We start from the raw sequence: 13,858 nt of genomic DNA on the forward strand, positions 1-13,858 counted from the left end.
TCCTAATGCCTGGCCCTGCCTTAAGCCGCCAGCGTTTGACCCGTGAAATTCAGAACCCGCTCGACATCGATCACGATCATGAGCCGCGATTCCAGCCGCTGCACACCGGCGGAAATTTCCCGCCAGCGCGGATCGAGATTTGCCGGATTGCTTTCCATGTCCGCATCGGCAACGCGCAGAACCTCGCCCACGCTGTCGATGATCAGCCCGTAAGACTCGCCCCGGTGCTCGACGCCCACCGCCATGCATCCGGCGCTGCGGTCGCGCGACTGCAGGCCGAGACGGCGGCGCATATCGATTGCCGTCACGATGCGCCCGCGCAGGTTGAGAACGCCCGCCACTTCCGGCGCCGAAAGCGGCACCCGCGTCATGGACTGCGGCATAAAGACGTCATGCACACGCGGCACGGGAATGCCGAAAAGCTGATCCTCGATCACCACGGTAATGTATTCAGACATACCGGCACTGCTCACCGCTGCTGCGGCTTTCTTGCGCGATGCGCGCGTTGCAGCTGCTTTGGTTTCGTGCTCGCTCATGCTGCCTCTCCTTTGGCATCGAGAATTTCGTTGAGAACCTGGATCAAGCCATCGCGGTCATATTTGGCGACATAATCGTCGAAGCCCGCCTGGCGGCCTTTCTCGATCGCCTCGGATGAGCCGAGCGCTGAGAGCGCTATGATCGGGATATGCGACCAGGTGTCGTCTTTCTTGACCGCGGCTGCGAATTCAAAGCCGTTCGTCACCGGCATCTCGATATCCGAGACGATGATGTCGAACATCTGGCCCGCATCGCGCAGTTTCCAGGCAGCGTCCACGCTGGCGGCATGCACGACCTGATAGCCGGCCATTGCCAGTTGCGGCGTTACCATGGTGCGGAAGAAGGGGCTGTCATCGACCAGCAGCAGCCGCTTGGCAGCGCCCGCCTGAAGCGCGGCTTCCTTGCGGCGGAACCAATCGGCGAAGACCCGCGTCAGATAATGAGCGACGTCGAGGACTTCCGTGGCCTTTTCGCGGATCACGGCGGAACCCAGGATGCCCGGCACTTCCGAGGTCAGCTCGATATCGAGGCGGTCCGTGACGATATCCACGATCTCGTCCACCGCAAGGCCCACAGAGCGCTCTTCTTCGGTGAACACGAGGATCGGCTGGCGCCCTTCGCTGCGCAGCGCGGTGCCTTCGGCCACATGCATGATGGGCATCAGCTTGCCGCGATACTGAATGACGTTGGAACCGTTGGAATATTCGATCTCGGAAACGTCGAACTCTTCCAGACGCGTGACGAGGGAAAGCGGCACGGCCTTGGGTTCCTGCGAGCCGGCATAGAAGACCAGAAGCGAGGTCTCGCCGTCGGAGGTAAAGCCCTGCTGTTCTTCCGCCACGATCTCTTCCATTTCGTTGAGCTCGCCGGCAATCGCCTGCGCCACACCGTTCGGGTCCATGATCATGATGACCGAACCGTCGCCCAGGATCGTGTTGCCGGAGAAGACCGTGATATCGCGCAAAAGCGAGGCCACAGGTTTCACGACGATTTCCTCGGTGTCGAAGACACTGTCCACGACGATGCCGAAAATCTGCTCACCCACACGCGTCACCACGATGAAGGCTTCATCGGAGGTGACCGTGCGCCCGTCCTCCGACATGGCTTCCGCCGAAGAGCGCAGCCCCAGGAACTGATCGAGGAAGACCAGCGGCAGGAGACGGTTGCGCAGGCGCAGAACCGGCGTGTTGTTGATGTGCTCGATACGGTGATCGGAATCGGCCTTCGTGCGCACCAGTTCCACAACGGCGAGCTGCGGAATGGCAAAGCGCTCTTCGGCCGCTTCCACGATAAGCGCGGAAACGATCGCGAGCGTGAGCGGGATCTTGATGGTGAAGGTCGTGCCTTTGTGATGCGTCGAGCGCAGGTCGATGGACCCGCCGATCAGCTCGATATTCGTGCGCACCACATCCATGCCGACGCCGCGGCCCGACACGTTCGTGACCTTTGCAGCGGTTGAGAAGCCCGGCGCGAAAATATAACGGTGGATCTGCTGCTCGGTGAGCTTTTCCGCTTCCGCTTCGCTCACAAGACCGTTGGCAATGGCTTTCGCCTTGATCTTTTCGACATCGAGGCCGCGCCCGTCATCGGCGATTTCGATGATGATATGGCCGCCTTCGTGATAGGCGCGCAGCGTGATGCGGCCCTTGTCGGATTTGCCCGCGGCAACGCGCTCGGCCGTGGTTTCCAGACCATGGTCGGCGGAGTTGCGCACCATATGGGTGAGCGGGTCTTTGATGAGATCGAGAACCTGGCGGTCAAGCTCGGTTTCCGCACCGATCATTTCCAGATCGATCTTCTTGCCAAGCTCGCGGCTGAGGTCGCGCACGATGCGCGGCAGTTTCTGCCAGGCATTGCCGATGGGCTGCATGCGCGTCTTCATCACCGCTTCCTGCAACTCGCCCGTTACATTGGACAGGCGCTGCAGCGGCACTTTGAATTCGCTATCGTCGAGACGGCGCACCATTTCCAGAAGCTGGTTGCGCGTCAGCACAAGCTCGGAAACCATCGTCATCAGGTTTTCAAGCGTATCCACGTTCACACGGATGGACTGGTTGGCGACGCTTTCTTTCTTACCGCCTTCGCTCTCGCCGTCATCTGCTGCAGCAGGCTCTTCGGCAACCGGCGCGGCAGGAGCCGGGGCCGGCGAGGGAGCAGGAGCGGCCAGCTCGGGGCCTTCGGCTTCCTGGAATGCGCGTTCGAGTTCTTCAAGCGAGACTTCACCCGGACGCAAGGGACGGTCGAGCAGCGGATCGATAGCCGCGCTGTCATCGCTCGCCGCTTCTTCGGCAACCGGCGCCGCTTCTTCGGCAGGCGCAGCCGGCGCTGCCGGGGCGGCGGCTTCCGCTTCGCCCTGCGAGAGCGCGTTAAGCTGGTTGATCAGATCGTCGTCCGAGCCATCGGGCTCGGCTTCGTTCGCTTCCAGCTCGGAAAGGATGAGCTTCAGCCGGTCGATGGAATGCAAAATCGCCGTCACGCCGCCATCGGTCACGCCCATGCCGTCGCGGTACTTGCCCATCAGCGTTTCAGCGGCATGCGCCAGCGCTTCCAGGCGCGGCAGACCCAGGAACCCGCAAGTCCCTTTCACGGTGTGCACGAGACGGAAGATATTATCCAGAATCTGCGCGTTGTTCGGTTCCTGCTCGAACTTCACCAGCTCGACGTCCACTACGTCGAGGCTCTCGGTCGTTTCGGTCAGGAATTCGCGAAGTAGATCATCCATAACGTCCCCTCGGCACTCTCGCGTTGCGCACCCCATGGCGGGCAATAAGGCCTGCATGTGGGCGTGCTGTGTTTGGGTCCTGCCCGCTCACTGGGAGAGCGGGTAATGAACCGGATTACCGCTGATTGTTGGGGAAACTCGTTAAAAAGCTCTGAAATCAGACGCAGAAAAACGGCATGCGCCACTCGGGCGCATGCCGCTAAAACACTCATGAAATCAAAGACTTGCTAGCCGGTTAACGGAAGGTAAAAGCCTAGCCCGCCTGTTTAGCTGTAAAAGTGAAGTCTTCGCCCGTCATGGCCGCATCGAGCTTCATGTTGAGGCTGCGGGCGACAAGGCCGGTGAAATAGGGCTGCACCCCGCGCGCATCGAGCACATCTTCCGGGCGCACGCCGCCAAGATATTTCTCCGTCTCCAGCGGAATACGCGCCGCCTTGCCGCTGGCACGCAGCGAGAAGCTCGGCGTGTCGGGCACCCCGTCCACCTTGACGGAAATCGTGCCGCCGCGCGGAATAGAGGCAAGCGCAATGACGATCATGTTGAGCAGCAGCTTGACGTAATCCTTACCGATCGTCGCCACCGGCGCTTCCCACGTCACCTCGGCTTTTTCGCTTTGCGCATAACCGAGCGCCACATCGCGCGCGTCGGTAAGTTCCAGATGCGCCCCGGCGGACCCTGCCGCGCCGAAAGCCAGACGCGCGAATTGCAATTTCGCAGAGGCCTGGCGTGCGCTCTGGCGGATCAGATCCATGGCATGGCCGCGCATTTCCGCATCATCGTCTTCATCATCATCCAGCACTTCAAGGCCGTTGGCGATGGCGCCCACTGGGCTGATGACGTCATGGCAGACGCGCGAGCACAGAAGCGCCGCCAGTTCGAGAGCTTCGATTTCGTAATTGTCGGCCATGATTCGCTTCTCCCAAGGTCTGCCAATTCGTGATTAACACCCTCTGCCGCGCCTTGCTAGCCTCTAACCCCGCGCCGAACCGGGACAGGACGCCTGCCCTTCCCGCTTGACCTTACCGGGCTGGGGTGGTGTTCTCCGCCCAGTTTACATGCCAAGCGCCATCGCCGCCCGAACTCAGCCAGATAAAGACATGAGCATAGATTACCCTTCATTGAGCGCCGGCCTGTGCCGCATCGCCGTGGCCGCCGGGGCGGACATCATGCGTCACTATGAAGGCGGGCCGGTGGACGTCACGCAGAAGAAGGACGACTCGCCCGTCACCGCCGCCGATCAGGACGCCGAGACGCTGATCCTGAAAGGCCTGGCAGAGCTTGCCCCGGACATTCCCGTGGTCTCCGAAGAAGCAGCCGCTGCCGGTCACATCCCGGTTTTCGGGGACGTCTTCTTTCTAGTGGACCCGCTCGACGGAACCCGCGAATTCATCAACAAGAACGGCGAATTCACGGTCAATATCGCGCTCATTGAAAAGGGCGAGCCGACCTGCGGTGTCGTTTATGCGCCGGCCAAGCAGCGTCTCTTTTATGCCTGCGGCCCGGCGGAAGCTTATGAGCAGGATGTGGAGGCCAACGAGGCAGGCGATCTGAGCAAGGCCCCCGCCCCCCGCCGCATCAAGGTACGCGCGGTGCCCGAAGGCGGCATGATCGCCGTCGCCAGCCGCTCCCACCGCGATCACAAGACGGACGAATATCTCGACCATTACAATGTCACCGGTTTCATCACCGCCGGATCGTCGCTGAAATTCTGTCTGCTGGCGGCGGGCGAAGCCGATATTTATCCCCGCCATGGCCGCACGATGGAATGGGACACCGCAGCAGGCCATGCGGTGCTTTCAGCGGCCGGCGGCAGCGTCACGGAGCTTGACGGCACGCCGCTGCGCTACGGCAAAACCGAGCGGGGCATGGACAATCCCTACTTCGTCGCAAAAACCTGGAAGGGTCGCTAGAAACTAGTCGAGCTCTTCGCCATCGGCGATGGAGGACAGCGTTTCGCGATCGCAAATCTCGATCTCATTGTGATCGCAGAGCCGGATGAGCCCGCTGGTTTTGAACTTCGTCACCGTGCGGCTCACCGTTTCCACCGTCAGGCCCAGATAGTCGCCCATATCCGCCCGGCTCATCGGCACGGAAATCCGGTCAAGCGGTTTGGCCGCTTCACGTCCCTGCACTGTCGAGAGCCAGAGCAGGAAGGACGCCAGACGCTCCGCCGCGGTCTTGCGCCCGAGAAGCAGCATCTGCTCCTGCGCCGAAGCAATACCGGCGGAGGCCAGCGTCAGCAGCCGGTGGCCGAGCTGCGGGGAATGATCGGCAACAGTTTCAAAGCGCTGTTTCGGCAATTGGCAAAGCTTCGAGCCTTTGAGCGCTTCTGCCGTGAACGTATGGTCGGTGTGAAAGGCAAGGCCGACGAAATCGCCCTTGAAGAGGAAGCCTGTGATCTGGCGGCGCCCGTCGGCCAGCAGCTTGTAAAGCTTCAAGGCCCCGTCCATTACCACGTAATAGGCTTCCGCCGGATCGCCTTCGAAGAAGACCGTATCACCGGCGGAAAGTTCCTTGTGGCGGGAATGTTCGGAAAGCTCCGTCAGCTCGGCATTGTTCAGCGCCGCGCAAACCGCGCGCGTACGCACATCGCAAGCCGCGCAGGGGTTCGCGATTTCAAACGTGCCGTTGAGCTGTTGGACTGAGGGCAGCCCAGTGCTGTCTGTTTTCATCAAGCTTTTGCCGACCCAAAAGCCAGCCTCCAGAAAAAAGATAAGAAGGAGTTTAGTGCCTGAAGGAAATCACGGCAATGGGGTGTTGAATTTCGGGGTTGCGCAAGACGATATGACGCAGAAATCCGCCACCTGGATAGCCGCTATGCAAATGCGTCGCATTGGTTTGCTCATGAGGAATGCTTGCGGGATAGCCCAAGGCAAGCACGGCAAACGCGTGGCTGGCGGCGAGGCCGGACCAAGCCCCCGTTCGGTCCAGCCCCGCGCCAGCCCCACTCACGCGCCGGCAAAGCCGGGGGAGTGGAAATGATGCCGAAGACGCCCCCCAAACGTCACGTCTTCGGGCGGCCGGTTCCCATATGCGCGAGGACAAGGATATGGGGCCCGGCACCCCTGATAGGTGCAAAGCCTATGCCGCGCCGAACACCGCACGTAATGCGTGTGATTCGGCGAAAAACCGGGAGTTGAGAGAAATGCGTCCTGTGTCCGTCCCATATCTGCAAGGCGCAGGACCGTAGAACCTGTGTCCATCTGGCACAGGTTTAGAAAAGGAGGGACGGGATTAGAGAACTGGGCGAGCCTTAAGGTTTCTTGACCCAGTTGCCCGAAGCATCTTCCACATAAGTGCCGGAGGCGGCATTGCCGATGAGCTTGGCGCCGGCAAGCTGCTCCACCGCTGCCAGGGTGGAACCGGCCGTCTTTTCCGCGATCGAGCGGTAGGCATCGCGCCGGCGCAGATTGATGTCGTCCACCATGCGCACAAGATCGGCGGACGGCGCGGAGACCACGATCCCCACATAGCCGTTGCGCTTCTCACCCACTTCCCCGCGCGCTTTGGCGGCATCGAGACCGTCGGCGGATGCGGGCAGTGTCAGGCCCGCTACCATGAGCGTCAGCGCCCCGAAGAAAAGGGCCGTGAGAAAGCGGCGGCGCTGCCGGCTCTCGGGCCGGGCTACGGCAAGCGTGCGGGCGCGGGCATTCGGGAAATCACGCATCAGAAAATCTCCGGGTTCTGGGCAAGCAGATCGTCGAGTTCGCGGTCCACTTTCACGCGCACTTCCTGCTCGATCTTGACGTTGAGATTGATTTCGATGGGCTTGTCCGGTGCCTCGATTTTCACCGTCGGCTGACAGGCACCGAGCGCCAGCGCCAAAGCGCCCAGAAAAGCGCCGCGAGAAGAGTAATGGAAAATAGCTGTCTTCATGGCGCAGGCGTTCCTTGCTCGCGAATGACATCCAAAGCTCTGAAGCCCACCGTACCACGCTGCAGAAGTTCGGCAAACGCCGCTTCGGTGCGGATATTTATTTTGAAGGGATAGCCGTCATAAAGGTCCGGGTTCGCCCCTTCGATGAAAAGACCGAGCGTCAGCCTGTCCAGCGCATTGCCGTTCAGCGTCATCTCCAGCCCCTTGTAATGAAAATTCTTCAGCGCCTGAAAAACAAGGTCGCTTTGCCCGCCGGTCTTCGCCTCACCTGCGGGGCCATTATAGGCAAGAACGCCTTCGCCTTCCGCTTTGAGCTTGCCTTCTTTGACGAGCACCTTGCCCTCCTCGATAACGACCGGCACATAGCCGCTTACCCGGCCCGTGCCGCTTGCCCCATCGAGCGCCAGAAGTTCCAACAGCTTATCCAGCGCCACCTGGCGCACGCGCAGCGTGAAGCCTTGCGACGGGGCAGCCGGTTCGATTGCGCCTTCATCGAGCGAAATCGTGCCGCCTGCAAAAGGCCATGATGCGTCTTGAACCTGAACCGCGCCTGAAGGCTCAAGCTCGAATTGCACCTGCCCGTCCAGAAGCTCGATCCCGGCGGAGATGCGCCCCACCGCGAGACGCTGCGGCCCGGCCGTCACAGGCGGTATCAGCGAGGCAAGCGTAACCTTACCCTCGATCCCTTCAATCCGTGCGGCGGTCGTCGAAAACCCGAAACCGCGCAGCGCCGCCTCGCCTTTGCTGGAAAGCTTGCCGTCCCGCCAGGAAAGCTGTGCCTTACTGGACAGCTCTCCTACCGCCCGTGTGATATGGCCTTTGAGGAGGGGCATAACGCGCGCAAGTTCCAGCTGCCCCGGCGCAAAGGTCGTGAGCGGCAGGGTAACCGTCAGCCCGCCTTTGTTCTTTGAAAGATCGTGCTGGGCGCTCAGCCGCGTTTCAAGCCGCCGCGCAGGCGCGCCCGCCGCGCTTTGGGCCAGTCCGTTCCAGGCAATCACGCCTTTTTGGAGCGTGCCCTTTCCCGAAAGCTGCAAAGGCGCGAAGCGGGGAACGGGCGCCTTGTCTTTCACCGCAAGACCGGAAAGCGTGAAGGTGGATGTAAGTGCCCCCTCTCTCGCCTCCGTTACGAGCGAGGCGCTTCCCTCCATGTCGATCCCGCTCAAAGCCACGGCATATTCATCCAGCGCGATTTGCCCGCCGGCCGCTTTCCAATCGAGCCGGGCACCCGGCGCGCCGTTTTCGACGCGCAGCTCAAGTACCGGCATCTGTCCTTTGGCGAAGGCCCGGCGCACGCCTTCCCGGCGCACCTCAAAGGGAAAAGAGGCAAGCGCCAATGACGCCTCGCCCGCGCCGGTGCCGGGTGAAAAGACAAACGCGCCGCCCTCACTGGGACAAAGCTGCAGCGCCCCAACCCGCGCCGCATAAGGCACACCTTTCCATGCAAGCTCCGGCGGCAGATCAAGCTGCGCGCATTCTTCCAGCGCAAGGCGCAGTGTGCCGTCCTGCCAGTGCACATCGCCGCTCGCCCCGAGCCTGAAATCACCGAGCGGCGTTTGCGCTTCAAAGACCGCATCCTGAAAGAAAAGCGGCGGAACAAAACTCACGCCTCCCTGGGTCCCGCTTTCTCCGCTTCCTTGAAGGAGGGGGCCAAGCGCACCGAAATCGAGCCCGCTTTCCTCATCATAAGAAAGGCGCAGATAAGGAGAGACGACCTCGATGCCGGAAAGGCCCGCCACGCCGCCAAGGAGCGAAGTGATACGCACCTGCACCCGCTCGGCGCTGAAGGTAGGGTCTTCCGCCGGGCCGATACGCAGCGCCGCGATATCGACACCGCTGAAACCTGCTTCTTCCACCTCGAAGGAAAATTCCGCGATCCCCTGACCGCTCAGATAATCACTGGCAAAGGCTTCCAGAAGCGCCGCCCGGTTCTGCCAGCCCCAAAAAAGCCCGGCACTCAGCACCGCCAAAAGCAGCAGGAAAAACAGCCCGAGACGGCGCAGGCCGCGGCGCGGCTTCTTCCCGCCGGTTTCGGCCTGAAGCTGCGGCTTGTGCGGGCCGGTATTGTCTTTATCCAGGCTCAATTCGTCCCCCAAAAATGCAGCGGGCAGCTAAACCGCGCTCCCTCTGAAGATGGCGGCCATATGGGCCAAAAAATAGGCAAAAAGCGCAAATTTCAGGATTTTTCCCCTGGAATCCGGCCAGCCGCGTTGCTGCCATGTTTCGCAGGCACAAAAACGGCCTGCTTTCGTTATTTTGCCGTTTTACGGAGTGAGGATGTGTGCGAATACGGCACAGTGCCGGGTTTCAGAACGGATCGCGCAGCCGCCTCCAGACGAAAATTCGAGGGTGAGCGCCGGGGGGCCTTGCAACAAAGGATAATGAAATGCCGCGTTTGAAAACATTTGCCGTCTTGGGGATGCTGAGCCTGGGAACGCTGGGGATCGCCGCCCTTGCCGCGCCTGCGGCCAAAGCCGCAGAGCCGAACGAGCCCGCCCCCAACGTCGAAAGCCGCAATGAAGGCAAGACCTTTTCCGAGGACGAGGTTTTCCAGGCCGCCAGCAATTTCCTAGGGGAAACGGCTGAAGGGCTCGCCGAAGTTATCCACGCGGTCTTCGCTGAATATGGTGAACCCAATGCCTATATAGCCGGGCAGGAAGGCAGCGGCGCCATCGGCGTCGGCCTGCGCTACGGCTCCGGGCAGCTGGTCATGAAGGACGGCCCGCGCACCGAAGTCTTCTGGCAGGGGCCCTCCGCCGGCTGGGATTTCGGCGGCAATGCGTCGAAAGTCTTCACGTTGGTCTATAACTTGCCTGACACCGGGCAGATCTACCAGCGGTTCCCCGGCGTGGAAGGCAGTGCCTACTATGTCGGCGGCGTCGGCGTGAACTATCAGCAGCGGGGCGATATTGTCCTCGCGCCCATTCGGGCAGGCGTCGGCCTGCGTCTTGGGGCGAATGTCGGATATTTGAAATACACGCGCGAGCGTGAGTGGCTGCCCTTCTGAAGCAGCGGTAAAAACGAGGGAGAGGGGAAAAAGACATGATTGAAGGGCTGATGATCTTCGCCCTGGGATTTTTCCTGGCGACCCTCTTTGCCATCATGACCGCCCAGTTCATCTGGCGCCGCGCCGTGGCCGCAACGACAAAGCGGCTCGCGGCAGGTGAGCCCGGGGAAGAAGGCGAGACGGAAGGCGGCCCCTCGGCCCGTATCGGCGCCTTGCAGGCTCAAGTCGCAGCCCTTGAAGAAGAGCTTGCCGCCAAAACCTCCGAAATCGCCGCGCTTTCCTCCCGCAACCGGAAAATCGGTACCCATCAGGCCGAAGAAAATGCCGCCCTCACCCGTGAAGTGAGCGGGCTGCAGGAAGCGCTTGCAGGCGCGAGAGCCGATCATGAAGCGGCAAATGCGGAGCTTGCCGAACAGCGCGCCCGCATCGGCTCACTTGAAAACGCGCTTAAGGACGCTGAAGCCCGGCGCAAGGAAACCGGACGCCAGGCCCGCGATGTCGCCGAAAGCGCCCGCAAGCTGGCTATGCTTCTGCAGGAACCCGAAGAAGCCCCGGCCCCTGCCCAGCCTCAGGCGCGCCCGCAAACCGCTGCCCGTCCTGCAGAACCCGAAGCGTCCCAAGTAAGGCAAGAACGCCCCGCCCCGATCAAGGCGCAGCCTCCTGCCTGGGCAAACGTCGTTCCTGCGGCAGGAGCAGCAGCAGCCGGAACAGCCCACGCGCACCATGCCGAGAAGACGGCGGAGGGAGAAAACACCGCCGCTCTTTCCAGCGAGGAATATGAAGAGATCAGAGAATCGCTTCTCTCCTTCTCCGACGGCGTGAAAGAAGAATTCGGCGACCGGGAGGACGAAAACGAAGAGGAGGAGCACAGCGCTCACACGCCGGCCTCGCTCGAACGGAATCTCGAAGACCGCATCAAGGCGCTGCAAGAAGGCTCACCCATCGCCTAAGTATTAATAAAACGTAGTCACAGCACTCTTTCATCTGCCGCCTTTTGCAACTCACCATCTGTTGCCACGCTAAAACAAATGCCGCATCCTTCCGGGGTGCGGCATTTTGCGTAAGGACTGTGCGTCCGTGTCGCGTTGCCCGGTCATTGATAAAGACCGACAAGACGATCTGATGGATGCGACTTCTGGGGGTGGCAGATATCGTTGCCGGAGGGGCACATACGCAAATCAATGGGGGGCGATCGGCATATGCCGGCCATCCACTTGATCTATGCCAAAGCGCCTCTCCCTGCCCCGCCCTAAAAGAAGCCGCTGAGGCAATATTCAGGAGATTCCGATGGCGGCTTCCAAAGAAGCAGGCGCGGGCACATTCGGCGCGGCGACGCTTGGCGTCGGCGCCGCATTTGTACTAGGCGCGTTCCTAAGCATTTATATCGCAGCAAAAACGCATGAAGCGGCGATGGCCACCCATGCGACCTTCTTCCTGCTGTTCTTCGTTTTCGGGCTCTTTGCCCTGGGCAAGCGTCATTTCGATGCGCTGGAGCGCGGCCCGGATCCGCAGGCCCAGGACGGCGTGCAATATAGCGACGGCGTCATCCGCGCCGGTGTCATCGCAACACTCTTCTGGGGTATTGCCGGCTTCGCCGTGGGCGTGCTCATCGCCTTCCAGCTCGCCTTTCCGGTGCTCAATTTCGACGTTTCCTGGCTGTCCTTCGGCCGGCTGCGTCCGCTGCACACTTCGGCGGTGATTTTCGCTTTCGGCGGCAACGCGCTGATCGCGACATCTTTTTATGCCGTGCAACGCACCTGTAAGACGCGCCTTGCCGGCGACATCGCCCCCTGGTTCGTCTTCTGGGGCTACCAGCTCTTCATCGTGCTGGCCGCCACGGGCTACCTGATGGGCGTCACCCAGTCGAAGGAATATGCAGAGCCCGAATGGTATGTGGATCTCTGGCTGACCATCGTCTGGGTCGTCTATCTCTTGGTCTTCCTCGTGACGCTGGCCAAGCGGCGCGAGCCTCACATCTATGTGGCCAACTGGTTCTATCTCGCCTTCATCGTCACCATCGCGATGCTGCATATCGGCAATAACCTGTCGATCCCCGTCTCGCTTCTGTCCGTCAAGAGCTACACCTTCTTTGGCGGCGTGCAGGATGCCCTCATCCAGTGGTGGTACGGCCATAATGCGGTGGGCTTCTTCCTGACCGCCGGCTTCCTCGGCATGATGTATTACTTCGTACCGAAGCGGGCGGAGCGGCCGGTTTATTCCTACCGTCTGTCGATCATCCACTTCTGGGCGCTGATCTTCCTTTATATCTGGGCAGGTCCGCACCACCTTCACTTCACCGCGCTGCCCGACTGGGCACAGACCCTCGGCATGACCTTCTCCATCATGCTCTGGATGCCTTCCTGGGGCGGCATGATCAACGGTCTGATGACGCTGTCGGGCGCCTGGGACAAGCTGCGCACCGACCCGGTCATCCGCATGCTCGTCGTCTCCATCGCCTTTTACGGCATGTCCACCTTCGAAGGCCCGGTCATGTCCATCAAGGCGGTGAACTCGCTCAGCCACTACACGGACTGGACGATCGGCCATGTGCATTCCGGCGCGCTCGGCTGGGTGGGCTTCGTCTCCTTCGGCGCGATCTACTGCCTCGTGCCCTGGCTGTGGCGGCGCAAGGAGCTTTACTCCCTTGCTCTCGTCTCCTGGCACTTCTGGGTCGCGACGCTCGGGATCGTGCTCTACATCACCTCCATGTGGGTCTCCGGCATCATGCAGGGCCTGATGTGGCGGGCGTATAACGACCTCGGCCTCCTCGAATATTCCTTCGTGGAAACCGTGGAAGCGATGCATCCCTTCTACATTATCCGCGGGCTGGGCGGCGTTCTGTTCCTGCTTGGCGCGCTGATCATGGTCTACAACGTCTACCGGACCATCCGCGGCGATGTGCGCCAGGGCGAAAAGCTCGACGCAGCGCCCGCAGGTTCCGGCCAGATCATCGCAACACCGGCCGAGTAAGGAGGCTCTCACGATGGCTAGATTCAAGCATGAAACCATCGAGAAGAACTCGATCCTTCTTCTCGTTCTGACCCTGATCACGGTCGCGATCGGCGGTATCGTCGAAATCGTCCCCACCTTCCTCATCAACACCACGATCGAGGATGTGGAGGGCGTGCGCCCCTATACCCCGCTCGAGCTCAAAGGCCGCAACATCTATATCCGTGAAGGGTGCTACACCTGCCACAGCCAGATGGTGCGTTCGCTGCGCTCGGAAGTGGAACGCTACGGGCACTATTCGCTGGCTGCTGAAAGCAAATACGACCACCCCTTCCAGTGGGGTTCGAAGCGGACGGGGCCCGACCTTGCCCGCGTCGGCGGCAAATACTCGGACGAATGGCACCGCATTCATATGCAGAACCCGCGCGCGGTGGTGCCTGAGTCCATCATGCCGGGCTACGGCTTCCTTGCCAAAACGCCGCTCGATTACCGCGACATCGAGAACGATCTGAAAGCCATGCGCATGACGATCAGCCAGGCCTATAGCGAAGAGCAGATCGCCAATGCCCGGGCCGACCTTGAAGCGCAGGCCGACCCTGAATCCGATTATGACGGGCTGCAGGAACGCTATGCCAAGGCCCAGGTCCGCGATTTCGACGGTAATCCGGATCAGATCACCGAGCTCGATGCGCTCATCGCCTATCTGCAGATGCTGGGGACGCTCGTCGATTTCAGCGCCTACGAAGACGTTGTCTTCGAGCAGCAATAGG

General features: G+C 61.1%; 12 protein-coding genes. 5 read left to right on the forward strand and 7 right to left on the reverse strand.

Going from position 1 to position 13,858, the window contains the following annotated elements; genetic code table 11:
• Positions 1 to 20: 20 nt before the first annotated feature.
• From ACOQOT_RS11645 to chpT, 3 genes are all read right to left on the reverse strand, one after another.
• Positions 21 to 536: a chemotaxis protein CheW gene (locus tag ACOQOT_RS11645; RefSeq protein ID WP_420559433.1), complete on the reverse strand. Its 516-nt coding sequence runs from the start codon at positions 534 to 536 to the stop codon at positions 21 to 23.
• On the reverse strand, positions 533 to 3,259 hold the full coding sequence (locus ACOQOT_RS11650) for a chemotaxis protein CheW (RefSeq protein WP_420559434.1): 2,727 nt from the start codon (positions 3,257 to 3,259) through the stop codon (positions 533 to 535). The genes ACOQOT_RS11645 and ACOQOT_RS11650 overlap by 4 nt, the downstream gene beginning before the upstream one ends.
• 253 nt (positions 3,260 to 3,512) lie before the next feature.
• Positions 3,513 to 4,166 carry a histidine phosphotransferase ChpT gene (gene chpT / locus ACOQOT_RS11655; RefSeq protein ID WP_420559435.1) on the reverse strand — a complete coding sequence of 218 codons (654 nt, stop codon included), beginning with the start codon at positions 4,164 to 4,166 and terminating at the stop codon, positions 3,513 to 3,515.
• A gap of 190 nt (positions 4,167 to 4,356) precedes the next feature.
• On the opposite strand from chpT, the gene cysQ reads away from it, so the two are divergent.
• The gene (gene cysQ / locus ACOQOT_RS11660) at positions 4,357 to 5,169 is read left to right on the forward strand and encodes a 3'(2'),5'-bisphosphate nucleotidase CysQ (RefSeq protein ID WP_420559436.1); all 813 of its coding nucleotides are present in this window, start codon (positions 4,357 to 4,359) and stop codon (positions 5,167 to 5,169) included.
• 3 nt (positions 5,170 to 5,172) lie between these two features.
• On the opposite strand, the gene ACOQOT_RS11665 is transcribed toward cysQ, so the two are convergent.
• From ACOQOT_RS11665 to ACOQOT_RS11680, 4 genes are all read right to left on the reverse strand, one after another.
• Positions 5,173 to 5,931: a cyclic nucleotide-binding domain-containing protein gene (locus tag ACOQOT_RS11665; protein WP_420559437.1), complete on the reverse strand. Its 759-nt coding sequence runs from the start codon at positions 5,929 to 5,931 to the stop codon at positions 5,173 to 5,175.
• 581 nt (positions 5,932 to 6,512) lie between these two features.
• Complete coding sequence (locus tag ACOQOT_RS11670) at positions 6,513 to 6,926, reverse strand: YdbL family protein (protein WP_420559438.1); 414 nt, start codon at positions 6,924 to 6,926, stop codon at positions 6,513 to 6,515.
• Positions 6,926 to 7,135, reverse strand: a complete 210-nt coding sequence (locus ACOQOT_RS11675) for a YnbE family lipoprotein (protein WP_420559439.1) — start codon at positions 7,133 to 7,135, stop codon at positions 6,926 to 6,928. Before ACOQOT_RS11675 ends, ACOQOT_RS11670 begins: the two co-directional genes overlap by 1 nt.
• Positions 7,132 to 9,216 (reverse strand): intermembrane phospholipid transport protein YdbH family protein, encoded by a 2,085-nt coding sequence (locus ACOQOT_RS11680; protein ID WP_420559440.1) that lies wholly within the window; start codon positions 9,214 to 9,216, stop codon positions 7,132 to 7,134. The genes ACOQOT_RS11675 and ACOQOT_RS11680 overlap by 4 nt, the downstream gene beginning before the upstream one ends.
• 302 nt (positions 9,217 to 9,518) lie before the next feature.
• Between ACOQOT_RS11680 and ACOQOT_RS11685 the strand changes: the two genes are divergently transcribed.
• From ACOQOT_RS11685 to ccoO, 4 genes are all read left to right on the forward strand, one after another.
• Positions 9,519 to 10,139, forward strand: a complete 621-nt coding sequence (locus ACOQOT_RS11685; RefSeq protein WP_121880030.1) for a DUF1134 domain-containing protein — start codon at positions 9,519 to 9,521, stop codon at positions 10,137 to 10,139.
• Positions 10,140 to 10,174: 35 nt separating this feature from the next.
• Complete coding sequence (locus ACOQOT_RS11690; protein ID WP_420559441.1) at positions 10,175 to 11,089, forward strand: hypothetical protein; 915 nt, start codon at positions 10,175 to 10,177, stop codon at positions 11,087 to 11,089.
• Positions 11,090 to 11,426: 337 nt separating this feature from the next.
• Positions 11,427 to 13,109, forward strand: coding sequence for a cytochrome-c oxidase, cbb3-type subunit I (ccoN, locus tag ACOQOT_RS11695; RefSeq protein WP_121880034.1), 1,683 nt, complete (start codon positions 11,427 to 11,429; stop codon positions 13,107 to 13,109).
• A 13-nt stretch (positions 13,110 to 13,122) separates the two neighbouring features.
• A complete protein-coding gene (ccoO, locus tag ACOQOT_RS11700; protein WP_420559442.1) occupies positions 13,123 to 13,857 on the forward strand; it encodes a cytochrome-c oxidase, cbb3-type subunit II in 735 nt (244 codons plus the stop codon).
• Position 13,858: the final 1 nt, after the last annotated feature.

Origin of the sequence: Tepidicaulis sp. (assembly GCF_965222285.1) — a bacterium.
Lineage (GTDB): Bacteria > Pseudomonadota > Alphaproteobacteria > Parvibaculales > Parvibaculaceae > Tepidicaulis.